Below are 22,845 nucleotides of genomic sequence, written 5' to 3' on the forward strand. Positions count from 1 at the left end.
GGTAAAACTTTATTGTATCTGGTTTCATCGCAGTAACTTTGTGGTGAGGCTCACGTCTATAGAGGGAGATATTGGGCTCTGTTCCTGATCATGCGGGGGTTATACTGCGATCCTGGCATGACATCTCATCAGACCTATTGGGCTCAGGCTGAAAACTGTTGGCAGGGTATGAACATTTTCCCGACGCATATTCAAGACAAGCAGGGCATGCGTCGTCCATAATGGAGAGATACACGGGTGGATCGCAATTCATCTGCCCGGTTGAAGTGATATGGGCAATCAGCTTTTGACACCTCCGGATCTGGAACCAGGAAAAAATCGGTCGCAAGAGGATATGCCCGACCTCCTCGTCGAAACCGACGGTTCCATTTGGTCATCGCTCATCTCCAATTTGCGCGATGCCTTCTCTTCTTCGAAGCAGCCCCCGCTTCAGTTGACCTCTCAGCCAGACCTAGACAGTGACCTTGTAGAAACGCTGGTAGAAGAATCGATTTGGAAATCGCTCTGGGCGAATGTTCAGGACGCGTTTTTCCCAAAAAAGCTTCCGCCTCTCGAACTGACGTCGAAGCCGATCGAGACCGACGTTCTGCTGAAGTCGGATCGCAGCGCCAAATCGAGTGCGTATTCGATCGGGGCGCACGTTGTCGTCATCGGTCTGATTATCCTGGCCATCATCGAAGCTCGCATTCATACACGGCCCGTTGACAAGAAGGCGCAGGTGACGCCAGTCGATGTTTCACCATTTGTGCCGATGTCTCCAAAACAGGCGAGTGTTATGGGCGGCGGCGGCGGCGGCGGCAACCATGAACTGGTTGAGGCTTCCAAGGGCAAACTGCCTAAGTTTGACAAGCAGCAGATCACTCCCCCACAGAAGCTATTGATCGATAATCCGAAATTGCCGGTTCCGGCGACGGTGGTTATGCCAAACGTCAAAATGCCAGATGCGAATATGCCGAATCTCGGTATTCCGCAGTCTTCACAAGTGGCCTTGGCCTCGCAAGGGTCCGGTTCAGGATCGGGCTTCGGTACCGGTTCTGGCGGAGGGCTTGGCTCTGGCACTGGCGGTGGTATCGGTCCCGGTTCGGGCGGCGGCACTGGCGGCGGCATCTATCATCCGGGCGGCGGCGTTTCTGCTCCGCAGGTGATATTTGCGCCTGATCCGGAGTTCTCCGACGAGGCACGACGTGCCAAGTACCAGGGAATTTGCGTCGTGTCAGTGATCGTGGATGCGCAGGGTAATCCGCAGCATGTGCACGTGATTCGTCCGCTGGGTATGGGACTGGATGAAAAGGCCGTGGAAGCTGTCCGGCAGTATAAATTCCGTCCAGCCATGTATCAGGGACATCCGGTACCAGTGGAAGTGAATATCGAGGTCAACTTCCGCATCTACTAATTTCGTGAGCCAAGATGAAAAGGCAACCGCTTTGCGGTTGCCTTTTCTCTGTGCCCAAGTTCAGGGCGGCGATACGTTACGCGGCGGCTGAGGCCCTTCCTTTGCGCTCCCAAGTTTCATATTCGGCGCTAGGCTCGCCCAGCAGGTACATCGTGTTCAGAGTCTCGACCAGACGTTGAGTGAGGTCGACGCTCACGATGACGGACGTGTAGACAAGCTTCGTATTAGGGAGATGCGCGTGTCCTACGACATAACCGGTGAGGCGGTTGCCCTGATGCAACTGCTGAAAGCTGCAGGAGCTGACATCCTCCACGACACTCCAGTTCTCGATTGTCACTACTGGTTTCGGCATATCCATCGCTCCTGCCTGTGGATAATGCAGCGGAAATGCCAAAGTTGCGGGTTGAAAACAAAGGACTTCGTCGGGCGCTCTATGAGCGAAAGAGAACTTTTTGCAAGTCGGTAAGAAAATCTGACGCATCAGGCGCGGACGAAGAGACAGACGTTGCTTCGACATAAATGTGGCCAAGAAACAAATTTCCATTTTCTAAAGCATATTTAGGCATTTGCTTTCTCTTCGCTATCCTGTCCAATTGCTCGATCCACACCGCAACATACCGCGAATCAATCGAGGGCTGGTATATCTTGATGCCTGCCTTATCGGTGGTATCGTGTTGGCGCGCGACAAGCAAGTGGAATCCCTGTGATTTCCGACGTGTGAGGCGATAGAGGGAGAGATGGTCTACGAGATGTACACACGGGTGTTCAGCAGAAGTGCTCGGGCAGTTGAGAAAAGCTAGAGCCATCGTGGCTAATTGAGCTTAGCAAGACTATCGCCAGTTCATCTTCAGCGTTGCTTGTCGCATTAGTAGCTGGCGCATTCTCCTTGTTGGGATTAGTTCTATCGAAAGAAAGCAAAGTATCTGATTTCAGGCATGCGTGGATCGAGGCTCTTCGCGAGAACATCGCGGAGCTTATCGCACAGGCAGTGATGCTTAGATCGGAAATCCTCGAATACGCTCGGGGAATTCATGAGGATGCCCGGGATCCTATTAAGGATTTTTCTTTGCGCGGAAAGTTTTAGAAGTCGAGATGGTTGCGGAAGAAGGGAAGGACTTCGTTATAAACGCGGTTGTCTGAACCATCCCAGTAGGGATCGCCACCCCATGTGCCGTTAAATTCTTCGGCTTCATGGACGATGCCGAACTCATTGAGCTTATAGGTGAGCGCCTCGTTGGCATAGACGTGGTCCCAGATGCCGTCGCTGCGGGGCCAGTCGATTTTGAGAGCGCGGAGGGACTTGAGATTGTCGGCGTATTTGGGGATGAGCGATTCGATGAAGAGATTGTCGCGCAGACGTGCCATCTGTGCGGAGTCGATGACGGGCTTGCCGTTGATGAGATGCGCGGGCGGATCGAAATAGAGCGGCGCATTGGCGGGGTCGGGCAGGTGCGCCTGAAACATGCTGGCGAAGATGGGAGTGAAGCCGTCGCTGTTCAGGTCGTTGAGCGATTTTGCATTAGCGATGGTGGACCAGTTGGGGCGTGAAACGAGCATTTGCACGCCGGAACCGGTGCCGACGGGATGCATGGCGTAGACGACGCTGAATATGTTGGGATACGCCATGCCGAAGCGAAGTGCGCCGTAGCCGCCGATATAATCGCCGAGGAGGCCGCGCGAGTTGCGTGTAGCGAGAGTGCGGAAGTTGGCATCGATGTAGGGGACGAGGTCGCGGATGTAAAAGTCCTGCCAATTGCCGGTGACGGGCGAGTTGACGTACCAGGTGCTACCGAAGCGTGTCCGCATGTCTACGGAAACGAGAATGAATTTGCCGATCTGATTGGCGGCGATGGCGCGGTCGAAGAACTCGGCGGCGTGGTGCTGATCGAAGATATTGCGATGACCGCCGAATGGGTTCGGCAAAAAGTAGATGACCGGGTAACGCTGCGCGGAAGTGTTGTAACCGGGCGGCAGATAGATGGTGAGCTTGCGCGTGGGATCGACGCCGATGAGATTGTGGGCGAGATTGTCGGAGTGAATTTCCCGGTCGACGAGAGTGCCGGAGTCTGCGGCGAAGGACGAAGCGGAGACGAGAAAGTGGAAAGCGAAAGCGAGGGCAAATAAACGAGGGGCGCGAATCATAGCGAGCAGGCTTTCTTGGTACGGTGGGTCGAGGGAAGTGTAAGCCATACGAGATACCAGCATGGCCAGAGCAGGATGAGGGTCCACAAGACAAAATTTGGCCCGTTCTGGATTTTCATCATAGAAATCAATTGCACGCAGTAGGGAATGATCAACAGAAGCGTCAGCCAAGGACGTGGGCGCAGGTTATGCAGTCCCGCGCATATGCCGAAAATCATCATCGGCAGATAAAGAAACAGGGCGAATGGCGAAAGCTGAATGATGTGATGATCGAAGTGAGTCTCTACGTGGAACAATTTGAAGCAGTGAATGGAGGGGCCAAGAAGTAACAGCATGCTGCCCCAGAGCGTTCTGCGTGAAATTCGAGCGGCAGCAAACCCAGCAGACCATGCAGCCGCAAAGAGCCGCAGAAGAGACAGCGTGAAATCGGTCAGGCGATAGGGTGCATAATGCCAGGAAGCTGGTCCCCAATACCATTTCAGCGCGTTTGTGTTGACTTCTACAGAATTGCCCATGAGCAACCACGTTGTGGTGTATGCGAGAGCAATAGCCGCAAACCATGGCCGCCACGAGAGCCAGCAGAGGAATTGACGCCGGAGGACGAAGCCGAGGATTGCGAAAAGCGAAGATGCGAGGGATGCGCCAGATTCAGCAAGGTCGCCGATGACGGCTTCGCGGTCGGGGGGTGGGAGCAGAAGCGCGATGAAGTCGACAATGACACGATTCATGCTTTAGCTCCGGGGCGATGCGAGGCCCAGGAGGCCCCGACGCTGATCTTTGTAATGGCTTCGTAGAATTCTTTTGCGGCGTGGGCGCCTTTGGGGGTGAGGCGCACCATACGTTTGGCGCGGCCTCCGCGTTGCGGTGTGGCATCGCCCATCCATGTTTCGAGCAGGCCCTTGGCTTCCAGCCGTTCAATGGTGGTGTAAAGTGCTCCGATGGAGCATCGACATCCGGTCTTCTGCTCGATCTGCCCGCGGATGGCAGCGCCGTAGGCGCCTTCATCGAGCGTGGCGGCGACGGTAAGAATGAGTATTCGAATTCTCCAAGCATAATAAGAACTACATTGTGATATTAATCAGCTGCACATGTCTATCCATCGCTTTCATCCATGAATACCTGGCTGTTTCTAACCCAGAGTTCAAAGGCGATGTCTAAGGTCGTGTCTTGGGCGTCAAAGAGAGCCAAATACTTGCGAAGAGGAGTTTAGGAAGTATGAAGATCCTGATTGCCGCGATGCTGTGCTCCTGGACAGCGGCATTGCCACCGCTTACCTCTCAAACTCATGACCATGCTTCTATGGAGACTCTTGGCAGCGTCACTTTCCGTACATCCTGCAGTCCGTCGGTGCAATCGCAATTCAATCGAGCGGTGGCTCTGATGCACTCCTTCCAATTTGGGGACGCCATCCAGGGATTCCACTCTGTTCTAGCAGCCGATCCACAGTGTGCGATTGCCGATTGGGGCATTGCACTCAGTAGCTGGGGAAACCCTTTTGCAGGCTTCAAATCTCCAGCCCAGCTAGGCCAAGGACTGCAGGCTGTTGAACAGGGGCGCGCTATCGCCGCACATACTCAGCGGGAGCGGGCCTATCTCGACGCAGTTGCACACCTATACGTCGACAGCAATCATATCGACCAGCCCAGCCGTCTTCTCGCGTATGAACATGCAATGGCCACGGTAAGTGCTGCTTATCCGGATGACATCGAAGCAACCATCTTCTATGCGCTGGCGCTTGCATCCTCCGCAGACCCTTCCGACAAAACTTACGCGAAGCAACTCAAGGCTGGAGGGCTTCTCGAGAACCTTTTTGTCAAGTATCCCAATCATCCGGGACTAGCCCATTACATCATCCATGCCTACGACGAACCGGCATTAGCGCCGCGAGCGGCAGAGGCTGCGCGGCGCTATGGAGAGATTGCGCCTTCGACGCCACATGCCTTGCACATGCCATCTCATACCTTCACTCGCATTGGCGACTGGCAATCTTCGATCGACACCAATATTTCCTCTACGGCGGCTGCACGAGCCGCAGACCAGCCTGCGGACGTACTGCACGCGAGCGACTACATGGTCTATGCCTATCTGCAAACCGCGCAGGACGAGGCTGCAAAACGGTTGGTGGAGTTATCGGCTCAGACGTTCATCACGTTCGATCCCTCTCATGTAACCGGAGCAGCTCCTGCCTCTGCTGCCTACTTCGCGCATGCAGCTATTCCGGCGCGTTATTGCCTGGAGCGCCAAGCCTGGGCCGATGCGGTTAAGCTTGAGCCGCTCCCCAGTCCGTTTCCATATGCTGACGCAATTACCTATTTCACCCGAGGTCTGGGAGCCGCTCACTTGAAGGACGGTCCTGGTGTGCAGCAGGCAATTTATTTCCTTGAGCAGATACGGGATAAGCTTGCCCAAATGAAAGAAGACTACTGGGCCAATCAGATCGATATACAACGCCAGGAGCTTGCATCCATGCTCCTTTTCGCGGAAGGACACCAGGCCGACGCGCTCGCTGGAATGCGCTTAGCCGTAGAATTGGAAGACAAGACCGAAACAGCCTCGGTAACTCCCGGACCACTGAAGCCGGCGCGAGAGATGCTCGGAGAGATTCTGCTGCAACTCAAACAGCCTTCCGATGCATTGAGAGAGTTCCAAGCCTCGTTGAGGAAAGAGCCCAATCGCTATTGGTCCCTGTATGGGGCGGCTGAAGCAGCAAAGCAGGCTGGTGATCGCGAGAAGGCCAGTCTCTATTTTCAAGAATTGCTTACCGTCGCAAAGCGCGCGGACCAGCCGGGACGACCCGAACTGGCCGAGGCATCTGCCGAAATCCGGCGCGAATAGATCTCGCTGGAAGTTCAAATCATTGCAAATCGACAAGTGCCTCATTAAGGCCGATTTGGTAACTGCAAGTCGGCTTCTCATCGTCAATCCATTAGTCAACGCAATCGCGTTTCCCATGACCGATCCTGCTTCCTGGGCCGGACACACGCCCCATTCCAGAGTATCGGCATGCTGGCAATTTCCCATCCCAGTTCAATGTGGCCCACGGTTCGCAGCGCCCATTTACCGATGAGTTATTGACGGGTAGCCCGCAACACTCCCAAGACAGAACATCTCTGGCATCATCATCGGCATCCAGTGGAGACGCACATGAGATCAACTCTTCAACCGCGTTCGAGCCTCTTCGTTCTGATTCTGACTCTAGCTGCTCTGCCAGCGGCAAATGCACAAGACAAGGCGCGGGTTTGGCAAGACGGAGTGTTGGCTTGCTTGGACGATTACCTGCAACAAAATGTGCGAACGTGCGGCCCCTTAGCCGTGATAGTATCTCGTCCGCAAGACTAAGTACTTTGAAATCGGTCCGAGAAAGCGTGCAGCGTTGGAGCAGCGGTTCGAGAGTTCCGATCCTAATGACGTGTGCGATGCCCTTTACACCGTAGCGCGACACAACTCTCACTGGTGCTGCTCTCAAGATCGTAGTTCTCCTACGGATCCCACGATACGCGGCGACACGCCATCCAGCCCGACGTTCCTTCGCTATCCCTGCCCAAGCGGAGCCTGGACGGGCTGCCACGCGCCCGGTTATGCACTTTTGCAGCACGATCCAGGTTTCGAACCTTGGCTCCGCCACGTGCAAGCCAACGCATTTCTCCCCGGATGGTGACCCACATGAACTCTCGCAGGACTCCTCTTCTTATCTATATGTTGCTCACTTGTCTGATGGCATTGTCTCGGGTAGCGTCCGGACAGATAACCGGCGTTTGGTTGCAGAGCCCAAATCCAGGTCAGAACCCAAACCAGGTCCAGGTGACTGCAATCGCGTACGGCCCCGTTACCGGGTGGATCATCTACCTCGATGATCGCATCGTTTATCAGACGAATATCGTTTCGAATACAGTCTCTCAGAAAATCAACCTGACGAATGGGCGGCACCTTCTTTACGCGCGCGCGTGGGACGGCCAGGGCGACTACAACACGTCCGGTACGTTGCTGCTCCAGGTCGGGCCGCCGCCTCCGAGCAGTACCGTCCTGCCCACTCCCCCTGAAACCGCTGAGGTGTTGCAGGAGATGCAGAACAACACCGTCGACTGGAAGGCCTGCAGCGTCTGCGCGCATGGCACGACCAACAGCGCCAACTACTGGATGGCCCCGTTTCAAAACCAGCCTTCGAAGAGCGGAAGCAGCCTTGAGATGTACGTCGACGGGTTGCCCTGGACCAACGTGCTGTTTATCGATACGATGCTCGGTACCAGTTCCAATTCCCACTTTTTGTGGGACTTCTGGGTATACCACGACTCCACCTCCGCATCCTTCTGGTCCTCGGAATTCGATCTCTGGCAGGTGCTTGGCGGGAAAGAGTTCATGATCGGCAGCCAGTGCGACTTTGGCGACGGCTACTGGTCTACCTGGGATAGCGCGGGCAATCGTTGGATCCTTAATGGAATCTCTTGTCCGCGCTGGGCGCCGAATACCTGGCACCACATCCAGTGGTACGTTGAGCGCGTGAGCCCCACGCAGTATCGCTACGACACGCTGGTCGTCGATGGTCAACCCTACGGATTCAACCAGACCTGGACGATCAACTATACCTCCTGGCCGGATATGGTTGGCATCCAGTACCAACTGGACCAGGATTCCACCGGCGCTCCAATTCATGAATGGGTCGATAACGTGAAGCTGACAATGTGGTAGAGGGGAGGAATGTCCGGCACTCGAGAGTTGAGAGCGGGCAACCGGCTTTCCCCGGTCGACTTCAGGGGCTTCTGTCAAAAGAAGTAAAGTGCGCAAGTCGTTGCGCGTCCCGCTAAGAAATGATGAGCGGGCTATTCAGAAGCAGGATCACTGGCGCGTTTCTCAGTACCTATCCTGTTGTGCAGCTGAAGATCTCTGTCATGCAGTTTACGTTTTTGAAGTCTTTCTATGACTTACTACTCGCTCCAGAACACTTAAAATACCGAAGCCCGATAGTCCTTTGTGGATCGCTTTATGGATTAGGTTCTCGACCATGTCTGCGATCACAATTCGGTGAGGTGCTCTGGCTATTCTGATACCTGCACAATACGATTGCGAAAACACTAGCTGCCCCCGCATGCCCGTAATCCCGGAATGATTGCTATACTCGGGCTTCTCGTAGCATTAAAAAGAAGTGAGCGGCGGCTGAGAGTACGCATAAGTGGCGCGTCAACCAGGGCACCCGACCTTTGTCGACACGCGTCTTCCGATCTGGCAGGTATTCCGCGGCGTTGACACTGTAGTTGGTTGCCAGAACAACCAGATCACCAGCGGAGAGCGTCCCAAGGTAGCTCTTCAGTCCCGTTCCGCCGAGGACGCACCGTGGCGAAGATTCCGGCGCCGATGTTTTTTCTTCCAGTGTCTGCCGGTCAAAGACCATTACGAGGATTGCGCAGCTTCCCCCGGAGCGATCAGTGCGTCCTGAACGATGTCTTCGCCGTCGACGGCAGAGTCGGTCATGCGCGCGCAGTATCGTCGTAGCGTTGCTCGCACATTCGGAGCGGATTGTCGCCAACTGTGACCTTTAACGAATTTTTGCCAAAAGGGGCCTCGTTCGTTGCTGTCCGCATCGTTCGACGTGCTCTATATAATTCTGCAAGGCAAGTGACCCGATCGAAGGATTGCATCGAATATAGGAGACGAAGGATATGGGGAGCGAAGGCTCGTTTTGGAATCGGCGCGATTTCTTGAAGGTAGGCGGCACATCCGCGGCGGCGCTGGGCATCGCGGGAGCAAAGACTGCGACGGCACAGACGGCGCAGGAGCATGCAGGGCAGACGGCCGTGCCAGCGGATACGCCCTATCCCAAGCTCTCCATCATCACCCCGTATTCGCCGGACAAGCTCGCCTTTGCAGCGCAAGCCGGTTACGAAGGCGTGGTGGTGACGCTGGGTCCGGACTTCAACCCGGATCTAAGCGACAGCGCCATCGATCACATTCTGACCGTGGCGCGCAATGCAGGCATTCGCATTGTCAGCATTGAATATTTCGGTCCCAACCACACGGACCCCGATGCAGGCAAGCGCGCGACTGCGAATGCCGAGTTTGTTCGCGCCTTGGAATTCTGCCATCGCCTGGGCTGCAAGTTTGTTGGAACCTTCAGCGGCGGGATGCCAGGCGCCAGCATGGAGGATCAGGCCAAAGCCTTCGCCGATGTCTTCAACGAAAAATACCTGCCCGTTTGCGAAAAACTTGACGTGGCGATGGGATGGGAGAACTACCCAAACGGGGCCAATTTCGCCAGCACTCCGGCGGCGATGCTGGCCGTCTTCAACCTCGTGCCGAGCAAGCGGCTGGGGCTGGAATTCGATCCTTCGCATTTCGTGCGGCAGTACATTGATCCGATCAGCGGGGCGTGGCAGTTCAAAGATCGCATTCTCGCCGTGCATGCCAAGGATACCGAGATCATACAGCCGGTGCTACAGCAGGTGGGCATTTCCGGGCATGGATGGTGGCGTTACCGCATCCCCGGACAGGGAATTGTGAACTGGCCGGAGTTCCTCACGGTGCTGCTGCAAATCCAGTTCAACGGCGGCATCGCGGTGGAGCACGAGGATCAGTTCTGGGATGTGCCGCAAAGCGGCAACCTTCCCGACTTCCCGCAGCAACGCAAGGACGGATTCATCCTGGCGCGGCGTTTTCTGGGACAGTATCTGCCGGGACGGCTGGTGTAACTACAGTGCGCCCGACAGGGGACTTGTTCTGTTTGGTGAGTCGTTACTGAGGCTTCGGCGGTTATTTGCCCACCTCGATCTTAAAGTATTTCCTTTAGATTATCCTCTGAGCCATCTTCGGTAAGTGTATTGCCTTCATGATGTCGCCATTGAGGTTGAATCAAATCGAAACTTTCATTGCCGACTCGAAGAATGAGTAGCCCACATCGATTTCATTTTGCAGATCTCGAGGCTATCGATCATACTCGCATCGTCCCTTAGGCCCAGCTCCAGGCCGTGGCCGCTGCTATGTGCGGGTATTTCCGCTGTGATGTAGCGCGCTCCGTCATCAACGAAGATTTCAGCGATGCCTTTATCGATCAAGATCTCAATCGAACCTCCGCGATTTTCAAAATCTGCGGAATGGATTGAAGCAATTGTCTTTCCGTCATCCAGAATGGACAGGATGTCGTCCTTTTCGAGAGTCACGTGAAGCTTCACATCGAGAGGCTCTGATCCGGCCTTGCTCAGCTCCTTATCTGCTCCGACAGCATTCAAGGAAGACCACTTCTGCGGGTTTTGACGGAGCTTTTCAATTTCCGCAACCGGCGTGGCGCGCATGCGGAGACCCTCCCGAGTGGTCACCAGCTTGAATTCCGTGGGAAACAGTATCATCTGGCTGAACGGCATACCGTCCGGTTTGATTCTTCCCCACGCCATTTGCACTCTCCTGTCATCGGGCATCTCGACGAAGGATTGCGCCGCATAGAGAACATCGTCCCCGTGCGCGTTTACTCCCTCTGCATAACGAAGCTCCGGAGATTCGGGCTTGAATGATTCGCCATCGAAGCTGCCGATGAAATACCTCGACGAGCCGCCATGGAGAATCCATTTGGTGTGATGGATATCTCCATCGACAGGCAGCTGGAAAAAATCGGGACATTCATACAGTCCCTTGAAATGGCTCTTTCGACTCCACGCCTTAAGGTCTGTCGAGGTGTAGAAGGACAGCCCATCTTTCTCAAACAGGACCATTACCCAATGCCTGCCTGGCTCGTACCAAAAGACCTTGGGATCCCTCGTATCATTCGAGCCTACCTCAGCATTGCTGTCCAGAACCGGATTGCCGGCATAGCGAGTGAAGGTGACTCCATTGTCTGTACTGTAAGCAATACACTGCACCTGTTTCTTAGAACTGCGATCGAAGGCCGTGTAGACCAACACCAGCGCATCTTTTCCCCATCCACCATCGTTGTTGCGATCGACAAAACTGGAACCCGACCACGGTGAACCGAGCCGGTCAAGCATGAGCGCGGGAGCTAATTCCTGCCAGTGGACCAGGTCTTTGCTGACAGCATGTCCCCAATACATGAAGCCGGTGTTCCAAGTAACGCCGAACGGAAATGCCTGCCAGAACAGATGGTATCGGCCCTTGTAGAAAATCGGGCCGTTTACGTCGTTGCTCCAACCCCGCTTGACCGTGAAGTGGAATTGAGGACGATTGCGTTCTTTGTAGAGAGAATCGGCACCCTGGATCTTGTCAGACTGATAGATACGGTCGAGGGCGGCCTGTGAAGACTCACCTGACAGCGTGATGGTCTGTCCTTTGAATTCACTGACGTCAATAAATATCCAGTAGTCCGGTGAAAGTTCCGCCAATTGTGCGGGAAACTCTCGCTTTTGAAGTCCGTTGACTCGGATCTGAAACACGTGCATCTCACTTGAGGCCGCCACGGGGATATTCAGATAGCGTTTCGATATGGGAATAATTCTGCTTTGAGAGTACAGAAACGAGGAGGCTAACAAAAAAAGAGTTGCGAGAAATCCGCAGCGGAGATGGATTGGAAGTCGAAGTGACCCACCAACGAAATACCTCAGATCCTGCTCATTCAAATTGAAAATGATGCGGCTCAAAAACACGGAACGCCCTCCAGCCTAGATTCTTCCAGATACCCCGACATCCACAATGACCTATGAAGAAACATTAGTCCATCTCGTAGATCCCACCTGGCGGAAGTGGCCCTCCGACCGGACGGAATCGAAATCTAAATAGCGCTCAAGCAAGCCTGACGAAGGTGGAAATATCGGCTAGACGGGCGGAACTGCCTCTGCTCTACCGAAGCTGCGGAATAGAGCCACAACGCGCTCGCAGGCATCCGGCGCATAGAACATCTCCGTGTTCACCATTGTGTCCGCCGTCATGGATCGCATGCGGGAGAACATCTCCGTCTCGTACGCGGCGATTGCATCACCAAGCGTGTCTTCGCTGAGGAGAAACCTTGACAGGACCAGTGCGTCGAGCATCGCCATGTTCACGCCTTCGCCTGCGTAGGGCGGCATTACGTGCGCTGCATCCCCAATCAGCGTAACGTTTGGCTTCGGCTCCCAATGCTGATCCGTGGGGCAAACAAGGAGCGGACGCCAGACCATCGAGACCGCCTCCCTGAAGAGCGGTTCCCATAGGTCACTCCACCCTTTGAAGTTGGCGCGGAACCATCTCACTCGCTGCTCCGGACCGATTGCCTCTTCAAGGCTCTGCCTAACCGCGGGATCATCGGTCTTCAATCCCGCGTACAGCAGCACACTCCCGTCTGGCTTAGTTCCCATGCCGATCGTCCGTTCGCCTCCCAAAGCGATCAACGCCGAGCCTCGGAGAAGGCTCCACAACTCAGGTATTGCGTGCTTTGCCGCAGGAACGAGGCCCTCTACGAGCGAAACTCCGACATACTCCGGCCGAACAGGAGTGACCAGCTCACGCATGCGAGAGGTTGCGCCGTCGCCGCCAACTGCAATATCAGCCACTGAGGTCTGTCCGTTCGCAAAACGTAACAAGACCTGCTCGCCCTGAAACTCTGAATACTCCAGTTTGCAATCCCACTGCACGGTGCCGGGCTGAAGCGAGTCGAGCAGAAGGTCGCGCAACGGACCACGTTCGATCTCAGGACGCTTCCCCGGCCCGGACATTCGGCGGACATGATCGTGTAGGACCGTCCCATTGGCATCGGTAAGACGAAGGCTATCGAGATCCGGTCGATGGTTGGCCCAGAACGCTTCCATCAGGCCAGCGGCTTCCAGCGCCGCCAGTCCGGAGTCTTCGTGGAGATCCAATGCGCTGCCCTGGACCCGCGCACTGCGGCTCTGGTCACGCTCGTACACTGACACCTGCGCACCGCTTTGCTGCAGTAGTCGTGCCAGTGTGAGCCCGCCTGGTCCCCCGCCGACGATGGCGATCTTCTTTCCGTTAGTGGCGCTCATACTTACTTCCTGATCCTTCAATCCGATTGAGAGCCGCAGCAACCGCCACAATCCCTAAGATGCATTTCGGCTCAACCGATATGATGACCTGCGTCAGCACTAGACTCGGAATTCAATTACTAAGTTGTATCCGACGGGAAGCTGATCATGAGATCGGCCTTCTATCGCCCCGCCGTAAAGCGCATTGGGCGATTTGGCGGCCATTGATAACTACTACGCCTCCAAAATTGGTTGGTGGACGCGAACTCAACCATAGAGATCTGGAGGCTTGGGAAGGAGATTTGTCTATTTCAGCTTCGTTATGCCTGACTGTGTCCTTTCCGGCGATATGACGGAATACGCAGGCTGACTGCGTAATTGTTCGCAGCCTGGTTGCGCACTGATTCTGGAAGAGCGACCCGCACACCCGCACCATCACGCTGCCATTTGAGATCGATGTCGCTTCCAAGCAGACGTATTGTCGTCCCTGCCGCCGGCAAAATATCTTTCAATCCGATCATTTCGGGAACTGCCTCGCCTTCGTCGAGGAGATAAATTGCATAGATGGCGCCGTCCTTGGCACGGGTGAAACACAGCTTGCCGTCGCGATATGGCGCGACTGGACGCGTCGCATAGATGGCCTCATCGTTGATCTTCATCCACGCGCCGATTTCGGCGAGTCGCGCAACCGCCGCAGTCGGCAATTCACCGTTCGGATCAGGGCCAACGTTGAGCAAATAGTTGCCGCCTTTGGCAACGACGTCTACGAGCATGTGCACAATCTGGCGCGCAGACTTGTAGTGATCATTGGGCGCGTACGACCACGAATTACCGAGAGTCATGCAGGTTTCCCAGGGATACGGCAGCGGTGTATCCGGTATCTGCTGCTCAGGCGTACGGTAATTTTCGTAGGGGCCCCCGACTGCGCGGTCGACGACGACTAGACCGGGTTGATTCCTGCGCGCGAGCGCAGCCAGCTCCGGCATGTCAATGTCCTGCGGCCATGGCACTTCGCCACCGCCGACGATCGCATCCGGATGCGTCTTCGCATTCACCCAACCGCCGTCCAGCCAGAGAATATCAAGCGGTCCGTACTCGGAGGTCAGTTCCCCGACCTGTCGATGCACGAACTCGACAAACTTCCGCCAGCGCTCAGGGTACTTGCGCGTGTCGTAGTTGACATTCCGGTCAGGGGTGGCCCATTCGGGCGCCCAATAATCCGGATTACGCCAGTCAGGTTTGGAGAAATATGCGCCGATTCCGAAGGATTGCTTGCGGAAAGCGGCAAAGACTTCATTGGCGATGTTTGCGCGCGGATTTGTGTGAAATGGAACGTCAGCCGCGGTGATGCGGTAGTCGGTTTGCCTGGTATCGAACATCGAAAAGCCGTCGTGGTGCTTGGTCGTGAATACAACGTATTTCATGCCAGCATCTTTGGCGACGCCGGCCCAGATGTCGGGATCAAACCCGATCGGGTTGAAGGTCGTCGGCAATGCCTGGTATTTTTCTTTGTATTCCACGTAGCTGAGACCTGCCGGCCGTTTGATCCAATCTTCAGAACAGATGGACCACGATTCGACCACGCCCCACTGACTATATGGCCCCCAGTGCATCATGAAACCGAACTTCCAATCCTGCCACTGATCAAGCTTGCGCAGGACAAGTGAATCAGTCACGGGCACATATGAGTCGCTCTTCTCCGTTGCCCCCGCCGCACCGACCGCAGTCACAGCTGCCGATAGTCCTATTAGCTTGCAGAATTCTCTCCGCTGCATTGTGATTCCTTCTCTTGACTACTTTGACCTGTCCTCAGGTTCCGTATAAGAAATCTTACTAAGCGAGCTCAGTTGGAGCCGCGATGGATTGAATGGTCCTTCCTCTATAGCCGTATCAGAAGTCGACGTGCGTGCCGAGGCCGAGCGATAAATAGTAGCATCGACTCTCCTCTGAAACACGAACCGGCACCGAGCTCATATGACGATCAGCTCATCAGAGTCCGAATACAAACCCGGGCGGAGAGCAGCAGCAAATGCGAACACAATGGCAAAAAGACTCTGATGAGGAAAGGCCATTGACATCGATGACCTGCTCATACAAACACGCTTCTCTCCAACAATCCGCGTTGGTAAAGATAAGCCGGCTTATCGGGAGTGATCGAGGCCCCAAAGCGCTTGAAAGTCAGCCAGGATCTGGAATAGCATTTGAGCAGCGTGAAGGACGCATCCGGTTCGCGGACAGGGTAGAAGCCCACCTTTGCTGTTCACAATTTGGCGAAACTTCTTTCTGCCTGCGAAGCGGACACCGGGCGCTTACCGAAAGGAGTTCGCATGTCCGAACAACGTCCCTCCGCGTCTCATCTTCCATCGAAGCCAAACCTTCGTCATCTTAAGGACCAGGCAAAAGATCGCTTGGCAAACGGTGATGCACCGTCTCTAGCGATGGCGCTCTTTCAGGTCGCCCGACACTATGGGTTCCCAAGCTGGCCAAAGCTGAGAGATCACGTGCTCTGCCTACCATTCGCGGAAAACCTGAAACAGGCAATCAATTTAGATAACCTGGCTGAGGTTTGGCAACTCCTTGCGGAAACACCCCGAATTGAAACATGCACCAATCGGCTATTGCGGAGATGGACCGCTGACCTGGGCGGCTGAATGTCGCGGAACAAGCGAGCCTTCCAAAGCTCGGCTGGATATAGCAGAGTGGCTTATCAACAACGGCTCCGACATTCACGAAGGAGGCGATGCGCCTCTCATGCGGGCAAGCCTCAATGGTGCGCGAACGTCCATGATGGAATTGCTTGTCAGACACGGGGCCGATGTGAACGCCGCTTGGCATGGGGTCTACCCTGTGGTCTTCGCGCCCTGCGAGACGCTGGATCCAATCGCTCTCGACTGGCTGTTGCAGCATGGTGCAGATCCCGATTGTGGCGAAGTTTCGGAGTGGCAGTCAAAGGGAAGGTCTCATCCTGGGACTGCACTTGATTTTGTGCTGGGAACATATGTCCGCGACAAAGACGCGTTGGTCCAATCAATCAATCTGATACGAAATGCTGGTGGCTCATCGCAATATGATGAGCCGGGTGTCATTGCCACGATTAGCGGTGACTCCACAGAGATCGACATGCTCATGGGCAAAGATCTTTCCGTTATCGAGAGACGTTATCCATCGCTGAACATCGGCACCACCGCCGGTCGAATGCTTACGCTCAAAGGCGCGACGCTGTTGCACGTAGCTGCGGAGTTCGGCCAAGTTGGAATCGCGAAGCAATTACTCGAAGCGGGAGCAGATATCAATGCACATGCTGCCACCGACCTCCATGGATTTGGAGGCCAGACCCCGATCTTTCACGCCGCGACACAGGGTCACGATTTCGGAATTGATGTAGTACGTCTCCTGCTCTCACGAGGAGCGGACCTGACAGTCCGCTGCCAACTACCGGGACACTACGAGCATCCGGAAGAGGTGTTTCAGGGAACGGTCCTTGATTACGCTCGAAGGTTTCCCGGTTCGGCAAACCGAACCACTGACCTCTTGAATCGTTCAACATGAGCGCTGTTCATAGGTAACGAGAAACGGGCACGTAGCTAGCTATCGTTTGCTCAATACATGCCCGTTTCTCGTTATTTGACCGTGCAATGAGCAACTCTAAGTGAATTGCGGGTCAGTGCGACATGGGCGGTCCCGGCGTTCCGTCAGACCATTCGCTGGTCAAAACGAAGAAAGTCGTCACCCGTTGTTCAGGATCATATGCCGCCATAACCGGCGAGCCAGGCAGATTAGCTCCCCAGCTTTTCTCAGCATCACCCGAAGCATAAAACATTACATGTGGATGCCAACTCTTGCCGTCATCGTTTAGATACTGCTGCTTCGACATCATATAGACCATCGTCTCAGGCGCAAGCGGCGGCAGATCCTTCTTATCCAGCGCCGACGCGATGGCCGCTGCGATCTCCGCCTTCGATTTTCCTGCCAGCACAAGTTTGCTCTTCATCAGAAAGAAGGGCAGAAAAGTCCTTGCAGCGGGTGGATTGAAGCAATGAGGAGCGCGTACTTTGGGATTCCAGAACTGTGGATCATCGGTCGTGTTAGCCCATGATCGCTCGACAATGCAGACAAAGCCATTGGAGCCTTTCACGGCAATCGTATAGAGTTTGGCCCGGGCTACTTGGCTTAAAGAGTAGCTTCCAGATTCCCATGAATTTCCCTTTCGGTCGTTGCTCCATAGCAAGTATTTAGCAGTTAAATTATTTCGCCTTTTGTTCGCTATAATGATCTCGCCATGTCAGGGCTGGCTTCGGCTGGCGCTTTTTCATTTCATTTGAGGGAGGCAACATTGGAAGAAATCGAAATATATGCCACGCCCATTTCGGGTGTGATTGAATCCATTTGCGCAGCGGCTGAACCCCTGCTCAACGACCAACAGGCCGCCGAACAGCTTGGCGTCAGCCCGGCGACCCTTCGTAGTTGGCGCTGTCGTGGCATCGGACCAGACTTCGTTAAAATGGGTGCTGGCAAAAAGTCTCCGGTACGACATTCTGCCTTTGACATAGAGCAGTTCATCGCTCAATGTCGCCAAGTTCCCTCTGTGCGTGCCGCATTCGAGGGATAAAGCATGGACTTGTACAAGCGCGAAGATAGCAAATACCTGGACTGCTGATTTCACCGTAAATGGCAAGCGGTTCAGGAAGTCAACTAAACAAACCACCAAGGCAAAGGCTGGGGAAGTGGCAGCGGAATTTCTGAGGCAGGCACAACGCAACGAATCACCTGTTCGTAAGGGACAGATGACGGGACTGCGTCAGTTTGCCGAAGATCGCTTTTTGCCCTTTGTAGGGGCGAGCTCCTTGGCTCAACAATCAAAGCTCTATTACCAAGCTGGATGGAGGATGCTGAAGTCAATGCCCGTCGCAGACCTGCGATTGGACAGTATTACGACTTCGGTAGCGGATACCTTGGAATTGAAGGGGACAGGTTCTAACCAGAACTGCGCCCTCCGTACCCTGCGCCGTATGCTCTCTTTGGCACACGAGTACGGCATTCTTCAGGCCGCACCCCGTATCAAACTGCGTAAGGAAAACCAACGCACAGCGGTATGGGACGCCAAGTCTGAAGAAACACTGCTTAAACTGGCTCCGCAGCCCCTTAAAGACGTTTTCTTGGTCTGCCACGACTCAGGGATGCGTCCAGATGAGGTCATTAGCCTTCGCTGGGATGACATTCTTTGGAACAAGTCACTGATTTTCGTGCGGGAAGGGAAGACGAGGAAGTCTACCCGCCATGTACCTCTGAGCGACCGCGTACGCAATGCTCTGCGTGTGCGTGCTCAGCATGCAAAGTCGGAATGGGTTTTTCCGTCCAGAAACAAGAAATGCAAGACTGGGCACATTACCCACACCGCCATTGAAAAGCCCTTCAGGAAGGCTAGGAAGGACGCAGGGCTTCCCAAAGAGCTAGTTCTATACTCCGCACGGCACAGCTTCGCTACAGACCTCCTAGACCGAACGGGGAACCTCAAATTGGTAATGGATGTATTGGGACATGAAAGCGTCACAACGACGCAGAAGTACCTGCATCCAGCACTGAAGAACGTCGCTGATGTGGTCAATCAAAGGAATGAGGGAAGGGCAGCAGAGGTAGTGAATTGAATCTACGTCACGTTTTGCGTCATAGTGTGACTTTGACTCGATTCTTAACTGTCCGTAAATTGTTGATTATTATGGTGCGCCCAGAAGGATTCGAACCTCCGACCTATTGATTCGTAGTCAATCGCTCTATCCAACTGAGCTATGGGCGCACAACGCAAGGACTGCGAACTCATTTAAAGATATCAACTTCTGCGAAGTTTCGCAACGATAGAGCTTGATACCGTCGATTCTTTTCTGCTGCGTTTCCCTTGAAGAAAATGCTGAAATTCAGCTCTCAAATTGCACCACGGCGGCGCTGCCGGCTGGAACCGGCACGGACCATCCCTGATGATCAAATTTTGCGATTTCTTCGGATGCGGAGCGCCAGGTTCCGTCGGGAGAGACGCTGGCATTTCCCAATTGAATGCTGTCTTTGCTTTCGAGCGACGGTGCGGTGAGCCGCAGCACTCGGGCTCTGCGAAATGGCGTTGAAGTGGTGAGGAGAATATGGGTGTCTTGCGAGTGATCTTTGTTGATGATCGTGACCGTGCTGCGTCCGGATGAGGCAACAGTTGCATACGCCCGGAAATTGACGCCGGACGTCTCATATTTAAGCGCTGCGAGTTGTCCTTTAGCAGCTTGCGCGAATGCCAGCATGCCGTAATAGGGTGGGCTGGCTGTATAGATGCCATGCCCGTTATCGCCAATCGGGGAGTATGAGCTGATGAAATTCAGCTGGTTGATTCCGGTTTCCAGGTTGACGCCGGCGGCTCCGGCTGAAGCGAGAGTGAACATGTAATCCAACACCCAGAGAGCTGCGCCGAAGGTATCGCTGACACCGGGGCGGCCTCCACCGGAAAACGAATTTGTTTCGCAGATTCGATAAGGGAGATGAGAGGCGAGGGAAGCCTGTTTCAGCTTTTCGAGGAGCGTTTCGAGATGTAGATCTGGATTGAGAAGTTTGTCAAGCGTGCTGAAAGGGTTCTGCCCCTCGCGGTAATAGTGGTGCGTCAACAACTTTAGATCGCTGCCTTCGTCCTGTGCGAAACGAGTGACCCAATCCGTGTGGCCTGCGGCGTCGGGGCCAGCGAAGGACGCGTGGGGCAGGCTGGCACGGACAGCCTGTTTATAGCGGCGGAAGTCGGCAAGATAGTTTTCATAGCTGTAGCCCTGCGGGCGATGACCCTCATGCGAAAAGAGATCAGGCTCATTGCCGATTTCAAACGCAAGAAGGCTGTCCCCGGCGGTGGCCGATACAGTTTTCGCTTCATCTACAGCCTCCTGCTCGCTTCCTTTGCCGAGATTCAGGCCCCAGATCAGCTGCCAGCCGGTTACTTTCAGAAATGTGCCCAGTTCCTCGAGATTCGCTTCGGTGACAACGGACGCTTTGGGGGATGAGATGGGCTGGCCGTGCGGATCGAAAGAGGAATAGTCAGAGGTATTTCCGCCGATGCGGATAACTCCATTCGCTCCAAGCGTGCGTACGAACTGGACATAGCTACGATTTGCAGCACTCAGAAGTCCGGGCGCGGATACTGAGGAGATTTCGTAGCCGAGGCCGACGAAGTTTGCGGAAACGCTACCGAGTGTCTTTGCGGGATCGAAGTGAATGGGGATTGTATTGTTCCCGCTCAAGGTTGCTGGCGAGAGTGTGCCGAATGCTTTTTGTGAGACTGTGCAGGCGGTTGCGGATGCCAGCCCGGTGAGAAATGTTCTGCGGTGCATATAGGAAAGATTCCGGAGCGGAGCCAGTCTTACATATCCCTGCCACTGCCCGTATACCTGATTACTTGGCTGGTGCTGGTACGGCTTCTGTTCCTGCAACGGGCTGCGGTGGAATGAGCGGAAGCTCTTCCGTGATATTGATGCCTGCGCGGCGCAACAATTGGCCTACGATTGCCTTGTTGAGGCGCGTTGCGTCGTATTCAATGCGAATCGTCTGCCACTCTTCCTTGAGCTGAATGCTGCGGATGCCGTACACCTCGCTCATATTTCCGAGGGCGAACATAGCGGTTTCAGTCGGGTGCTGCTCGTAGCGGAAGAGAACTTCTACGGTGGTCATATGGCTAATGATAGCAAGTCGTCTGTCGGCTAGCGAGTCTGTTGCGGGAGAGAAGACGAGAGACTTCGATTCGCCCGGGTTGACAAACCTGAAAGTGGAACCACTCAGATGTTTTTGAGATAGTTCGTGATCTCGGGGCTGGTCCAGTCCTGGGGCCCGATGAACTTTCGGCGAATCTTGCCTTCGCCGTCGATGATGTAGGTTTCAGGTGGACGAGTGGTGCCGAAGGCCAGGTTGCTTCTCTGTGATTCGTCGTGAATGGTCAGCAGGTCGACGTGATTATCGATGAGGAATTGATGATAGGCAGAGACATCGTCGTCGAAATCAACGGCGAGCACGACAAGTTGAGGCATCTGCTTTTGAAGCGCAATCAGCGAGGGAAGTTCTTCGAGGCAAGGCGCACACCAGGAGGCCCAAAAATTGAGCACTACGATCTTGCCGCGATAGTCGCTGAGGCGGACGGTCTTTGAGCCGTCGACGATGGTGAAAGCGGGTGCCTGCTTTGCGACCTGTGCGGGCAGCGATCCGCGATCGCAACCGGCGGTCATCAGGAGGGAAGAAATGGCTGCGGCTTCCGCGATCGTACGCAAAATCCGTGTGAAAGCACCAGTTGCCAGGGTTGAAATCGTTCGCAAGCCACGCACATTTCTATAATACGGTGTGGGAGTGGACTTGAACCTGACTGTCGTTGTACCTGCGAGGAATGAAGAGGACTGCCTGGGAGCCTGCCTGCAATCTCTGGTCTCGCAATCGGAAGAAGGGTGGGAGCTTGGGCTCGATTGGGAACTGCTGGTATCAGACGATGGCTCAACCGACCGGACGCGGGAGATCGCACGAAGCTTCGACGCGGTCACGGTGATCGATCCTGGAGCGCCGCCAAAAGGCTGGACGGGTAAAGCAAATGCGGCGTGGGCTGCGGCAAAACAGTCTCGCGGGGAATGGCTGCTTTTCTCCGATGCGGACACGGTGCATGAACCGGGTGATTTGCGCCGCGCGATCCATGAGGCGGAGAAGCACAAGGTCGCCATGCTCTCTTATTCACCGCGACAGATTGTGACTGGATTCTGGCAGCGCGCGCTCATGCCCCTGGTCTTCAGTGAACTGGCGCTGGCCTATCCTCCGGCAAAGGTGTCTGATCCCGAATCGCGGCTGGCCGCTGCGAACGGGCAATTCCTGCTGGTGCGGCGTGATGCTTATCTGCAGATTGGCGGTCACGAGGCCGTTGCGCAATCGATGCTTGAGGATGTGGATTTGGCCTACCTTATCAAGCGGCGCAAGCTGGGACTGCGCTTCCGGTACGCGCCGGATGCGCTGAGTGTGCGCATGTATCGCAGCTTCGGACAAATGTGCGAGGGATGGACGAAGAATCTTGCGCTGCTCTTCGGCAATACGCTGATTACTGCCGCATGGAAGATGCTGGATATTGCGCTGCTCGTTGGACTGCCTGTTCTGGCGTGGTATTTTGCGGGTCCACTCAGCTTAAGCACGCCGTGGATTACGGCGCGGCTGGTGATTCTGCTGATCTGGGCACGAACGCTGTGGCGTTTCTATCGCAGGGTGGTGCAATCCAATTTTTCTGTGGCGGATTGTTTACTGAGTATCTTTGGCCTTCCTTTGTTCGTGTGGTTGCTGTGGAAGAGCTGGTTCGACCACACGGTGACGAAGCGCGTAGTCTGGAAGGGACGTGAATACGCAGGCGGAGGCCGCTGAGAGGCGGCAGGATGCGTCTGC

General features: G+C 54.9%; 19 protein-coding genes and 1 tRNA gene. 8 read left to right on the plus strand and 12 right to left on the minus strand.

Going from position 1 to position 22,845, the window contains the following annotated elements:
• Positions 1–334: 334 nt before the first annotated feature.
• Positions 335–1,393: an energy transducer TonB gene (locus GSQ86_RS12895; protein WP_254062351.1), complete on the plus strand. Its 1,059-nt coding sequence runs from the start codon at positions 335–337 to the stop codon at positions 1,391–1,393.
• A gap of 76 nt (positions 1,394–1,469) precedes the next feature.
• On the opposite strand, the gene GSQ86_RS12900 is transcribed toward GSQ86_RS12895, so the two are convergent.
• The 4 genes from GSQ86_RS12900 to GSQ86_RS12915 form a co-directional block, all read right to left on the minus strand.
• Positions 1,470–1,745, minus strand: coding sequence for a hypothetical protein (locus tag GSQ86_RS12900; RefSeq protein ID WP_158750350.1), 276 nt, complete (start codon positions 1,743–1,745; stop codon positions 1,470–1,472).
• A 728-nt stretch (positions 1,746–2,473) separates the two neighbouring features.
• Positions 2,474–3,535 carry an alpha/beta hydrolase-fold protein gene (locus GSQ86_RS12905; protein WP_158750351.1) on the minus strand — a complete coding sequence of 354 codons (1,062 nt, stop codon included), beginning with the start codon at positions 3,533–3,535 and terminating at the stop codon, positions 2,474–2,476.
• Positions 3,532–4,263 (minus strand): hypothetical protein, encoded by a 732-nt coding sequence (locus GSQ86_RS12910; RefSeq protein WP_158750352.1) that lies wholly within the window; start codon positions 4,261–4,263, stop codon positions 3,532–3,534. The genes GSQ86_RS12905 and GSQ86_RS12910 overlap by 4 nt, the downstream gene beginning before the upstream one ends.
• Positions 4,260–4,610, minus strand: coding sequence for a PadR family transcriptional regulator (locus GSQ86_RS12915; protein WP_371720653.1), 351 nt, complete (start codon positions 4,608–4,610; stop codon positions 4,260–4,262). The genes GSQ86_RS12910 and GSQ86_RS12915 overlap by 4 nt, the downstream gene beginning before the upstream one ends.
• A gap of 140 nt (positions 4,611–4,750) precedes the next feature.
• Between GSQ86_RS12915 and GSQ86_RS12920 the strand changes: the two genes are divergently transcribed.
• From GSQ86_RS12920 to GSQ86_RS12930, 3 genes are all read left to right on the plus strand, one after another.
• Positions 4,751–6,370 (plus strand): tol-pal system YbgF family protein, encoded by a 1,620-nt coding sequence (locus tag GSQ86_RS12920; protein ID WP_158750353.1) that lies wholly within the window; start codon positions 4,751–4,753, stop codon positions 6,368–6,370.
• 828 nt (positions 6,371–7,198) lie between these two features.
• Positions 7,199–8,221, plus strand: a complete 1,023-nt coding sequence (locus tag GSQ86_RS12925; protein ID WP_158750354.1) for a hypothetical protein — start codon at positions 7,199–7,201, stop codon at positions 8,219–8,221.
• Between the two features lie 968 nt (positions 8,222–9,189).
• Positions 9,190–10,215, plus strand: coding sequence for a sugar phosphate isomerase/epimerase (locus GSQ86_RS12930; protein WP_158750355.1), 1,026 nt, complete (start codon positions 9,190–9,192; stop codon positions 10,213–10,215).
• A gap of 174 nt (positions 10,216–10,389) precedes the next feature.
• Here GSQ86_RS12930 and GSQ86_RS12935 read toward each other — a convergent pair whose 3' ends face one another.
• The 3 genes from GSQ86_RS12935 to GSQ86_RS12945 form a co-directional block, all read right to left on the minus strand.
• On the minus strand, positions 10,390–11,904 hold the full coding sequence (locus GSQ86_RS12935) for a glycoside hydrolase family 32 protein (protein WP_158750356.1): 1,515 nt from the start codon (positions 11,902–11,904) through the stop codon (positions 10,390–10,392).
• A gap of 378 nt (positions 11,905–12,282) precedes the next feature.
• Positions 12,283–13,449, minus strand: a complete 1,167-nt coding sequence (locus GSQ86_RS12940) for an NAD(P)/FAD-dependent oxidoreductase (protein ID WP_158750357.1) — start codon at positions 13,447–13,449, stop codon at positions 12,283–12,285.
• A 299-nt stretch (positions 13,450–13,748) separates the two neighbouring features.
• Positions 13,749–15,203: an alpha-L-fucosidase gene (locus GSQ86_RS12945; protein WP_158750358.1), complete on the minus strand. Its 1,455-nt coding sequence runs from the start codon at positions 15,201–15,203 to the stop codon at positions 13,749–13,751.
• An 820-nt stretch (positions 15,204–16,023) separates the two neighbouring features.
• On the opposite strand from GSQ86_RS12945, the gene GSQ86_RS12950 reads away from it, so the two are divergent.
• Positions 16,024–16,977, plus strand: coding sequence for an ankyrin repeat domain-containing protein (locus tag GSQ86_RS12950; RefSeq protein ID WP_158750359.1), 954 nt, complete (start codon positions 16,024–16,026; stop codon positions 16,975–16,977).
• A 112-nt stretch (positions 16,978–17,089) separates the two neighbouring features.
• Here GSQ86_RS12950 and GSQ86_RS12955 read toward each other — a convergent pair whose 3' ends face one another.
• The gene (locus GSQ86_RS12955; protein WP_158750360.1) at positions 17,090–17,563 is read right to left on the minus strand and encodes a hypothetical protein; all 474 of its coding nucleotides are present in this window, start codon (positions 17,561–17,563) and stop codon (positions 17,090–17,092) included.
• 144 nt (positions 17,564–17,707) lie between these two features.
• Here GSQ86_RS12955 and GSQ86_RS12960 point away from each other — a divergent pair, with 144 nt between their 5' ends.
• Together GSQ86_RS12960 and GSQ86_RS12965 are read left to right on the plus strand one after the other, a co-directional pair.
• Positions 17,708–18,037: an AlpA family transcriptional regulator gene (locus GSQ86_RS12960; RefSeq protein WP_216841134.1), complete on the plus strand. Its 330-nt coding sequence runs from the start codon at positions 17,708–17,710 to the stop codon at positions 18,035–18,037.
• Positions 18,018–19,073: a site-specific integrase gene (locus tag GSQ86_RS12965; RefSeq protein WP_158750361.1), complete on the plus strand. Its 1,056-nt coding sequence runs from the start codon at positions 18,018–18,020 to the stop codon at positions 19,071–19,073. Before GSQ86_RS12960 ends, GSQ86_RS12965 begins: the two co-directional genes overlap by 20 nt.
• A 72-nt stretch (positions 19,074–19,145) precedes the next feature.
• Here GSQ86_RS12965 and GSQ86_RS12970 read toward each other — a convergent pair.
• From GSQ86_RS12970 to GSQ86_RS12985, 4 genes are all read right to left on the minus strand, one after another.
• A tRNA-Arg gene (locus GSQ86_RS12970) sits at positions 19,146–19,222 on the minus strand.
• Positions 19,223–19,340: 118 nt separating this feature from the next.
• On the minus strand, positions 19,341–20,777 hold the full coding sequence (locus GSQ86_RS12975; protein WP_158750362.1) for a glycosyl hydrolase family 79 C-terminal domain-containing protein: 1,437 nt from the start codon (positions 20,775–20,777) through the stop codon (positions 19,341–19,343).
• A 61-nt stretch (positions 20,778–20,838) separates the two neighbouring features.
• Positions 20,839–21,114: a hypothetical protein gene (locus tag GSQ86_RS12980; protein WP_158750363.1), complete on the minus strand. Its 276-nt coding sequence runs from the start codon at positions 21,112–21,114 to the stop codon at positions 20,839–20,841.
• A gap of 104 nt (positions 21,115–21,218) precedes the next feature.
• Complete coding sequence (locus GSQ86_RS12985) at positions 21,219–21,749, minus strand: TlpA disulfide reductase family protein (RefSeq protein ID WP_305782160.1); 531 nt, start codon at positions 21,747–21,749, stop codon at positions 21,219–21,221.
• A 31-nt stretch (positions 21,750–21,780) separates the two neighbouring features.
• On the opposite strand from GSQ86_RS12985, the gene GSQ86_RS12990 reads away from it, so the two are divergent.
• The gene (locus GSQ86_RS12990) at positions 21,781–22,824 is read left to right on the plus strand and encodes a glycosyltransferase family 2 protein (protein WP_254062352.1); all 1,044 of its coding nucleotides are present in this window, start codon (positions 21,781–21,783) and stop codon (positions 22,822–22,824) included.
• The last annotated feature ends 21 nt before the right edge of the window (positions 22,825–22,845 follow it).

This window comes from Acidobacterium sp. S8, assembly GCF_009765985.1.
GTDB lineage: Bacteria > Acidobacteriota > Terriglobia > Terriglobales > Acidobacteriaceae > Alloacidobacterium.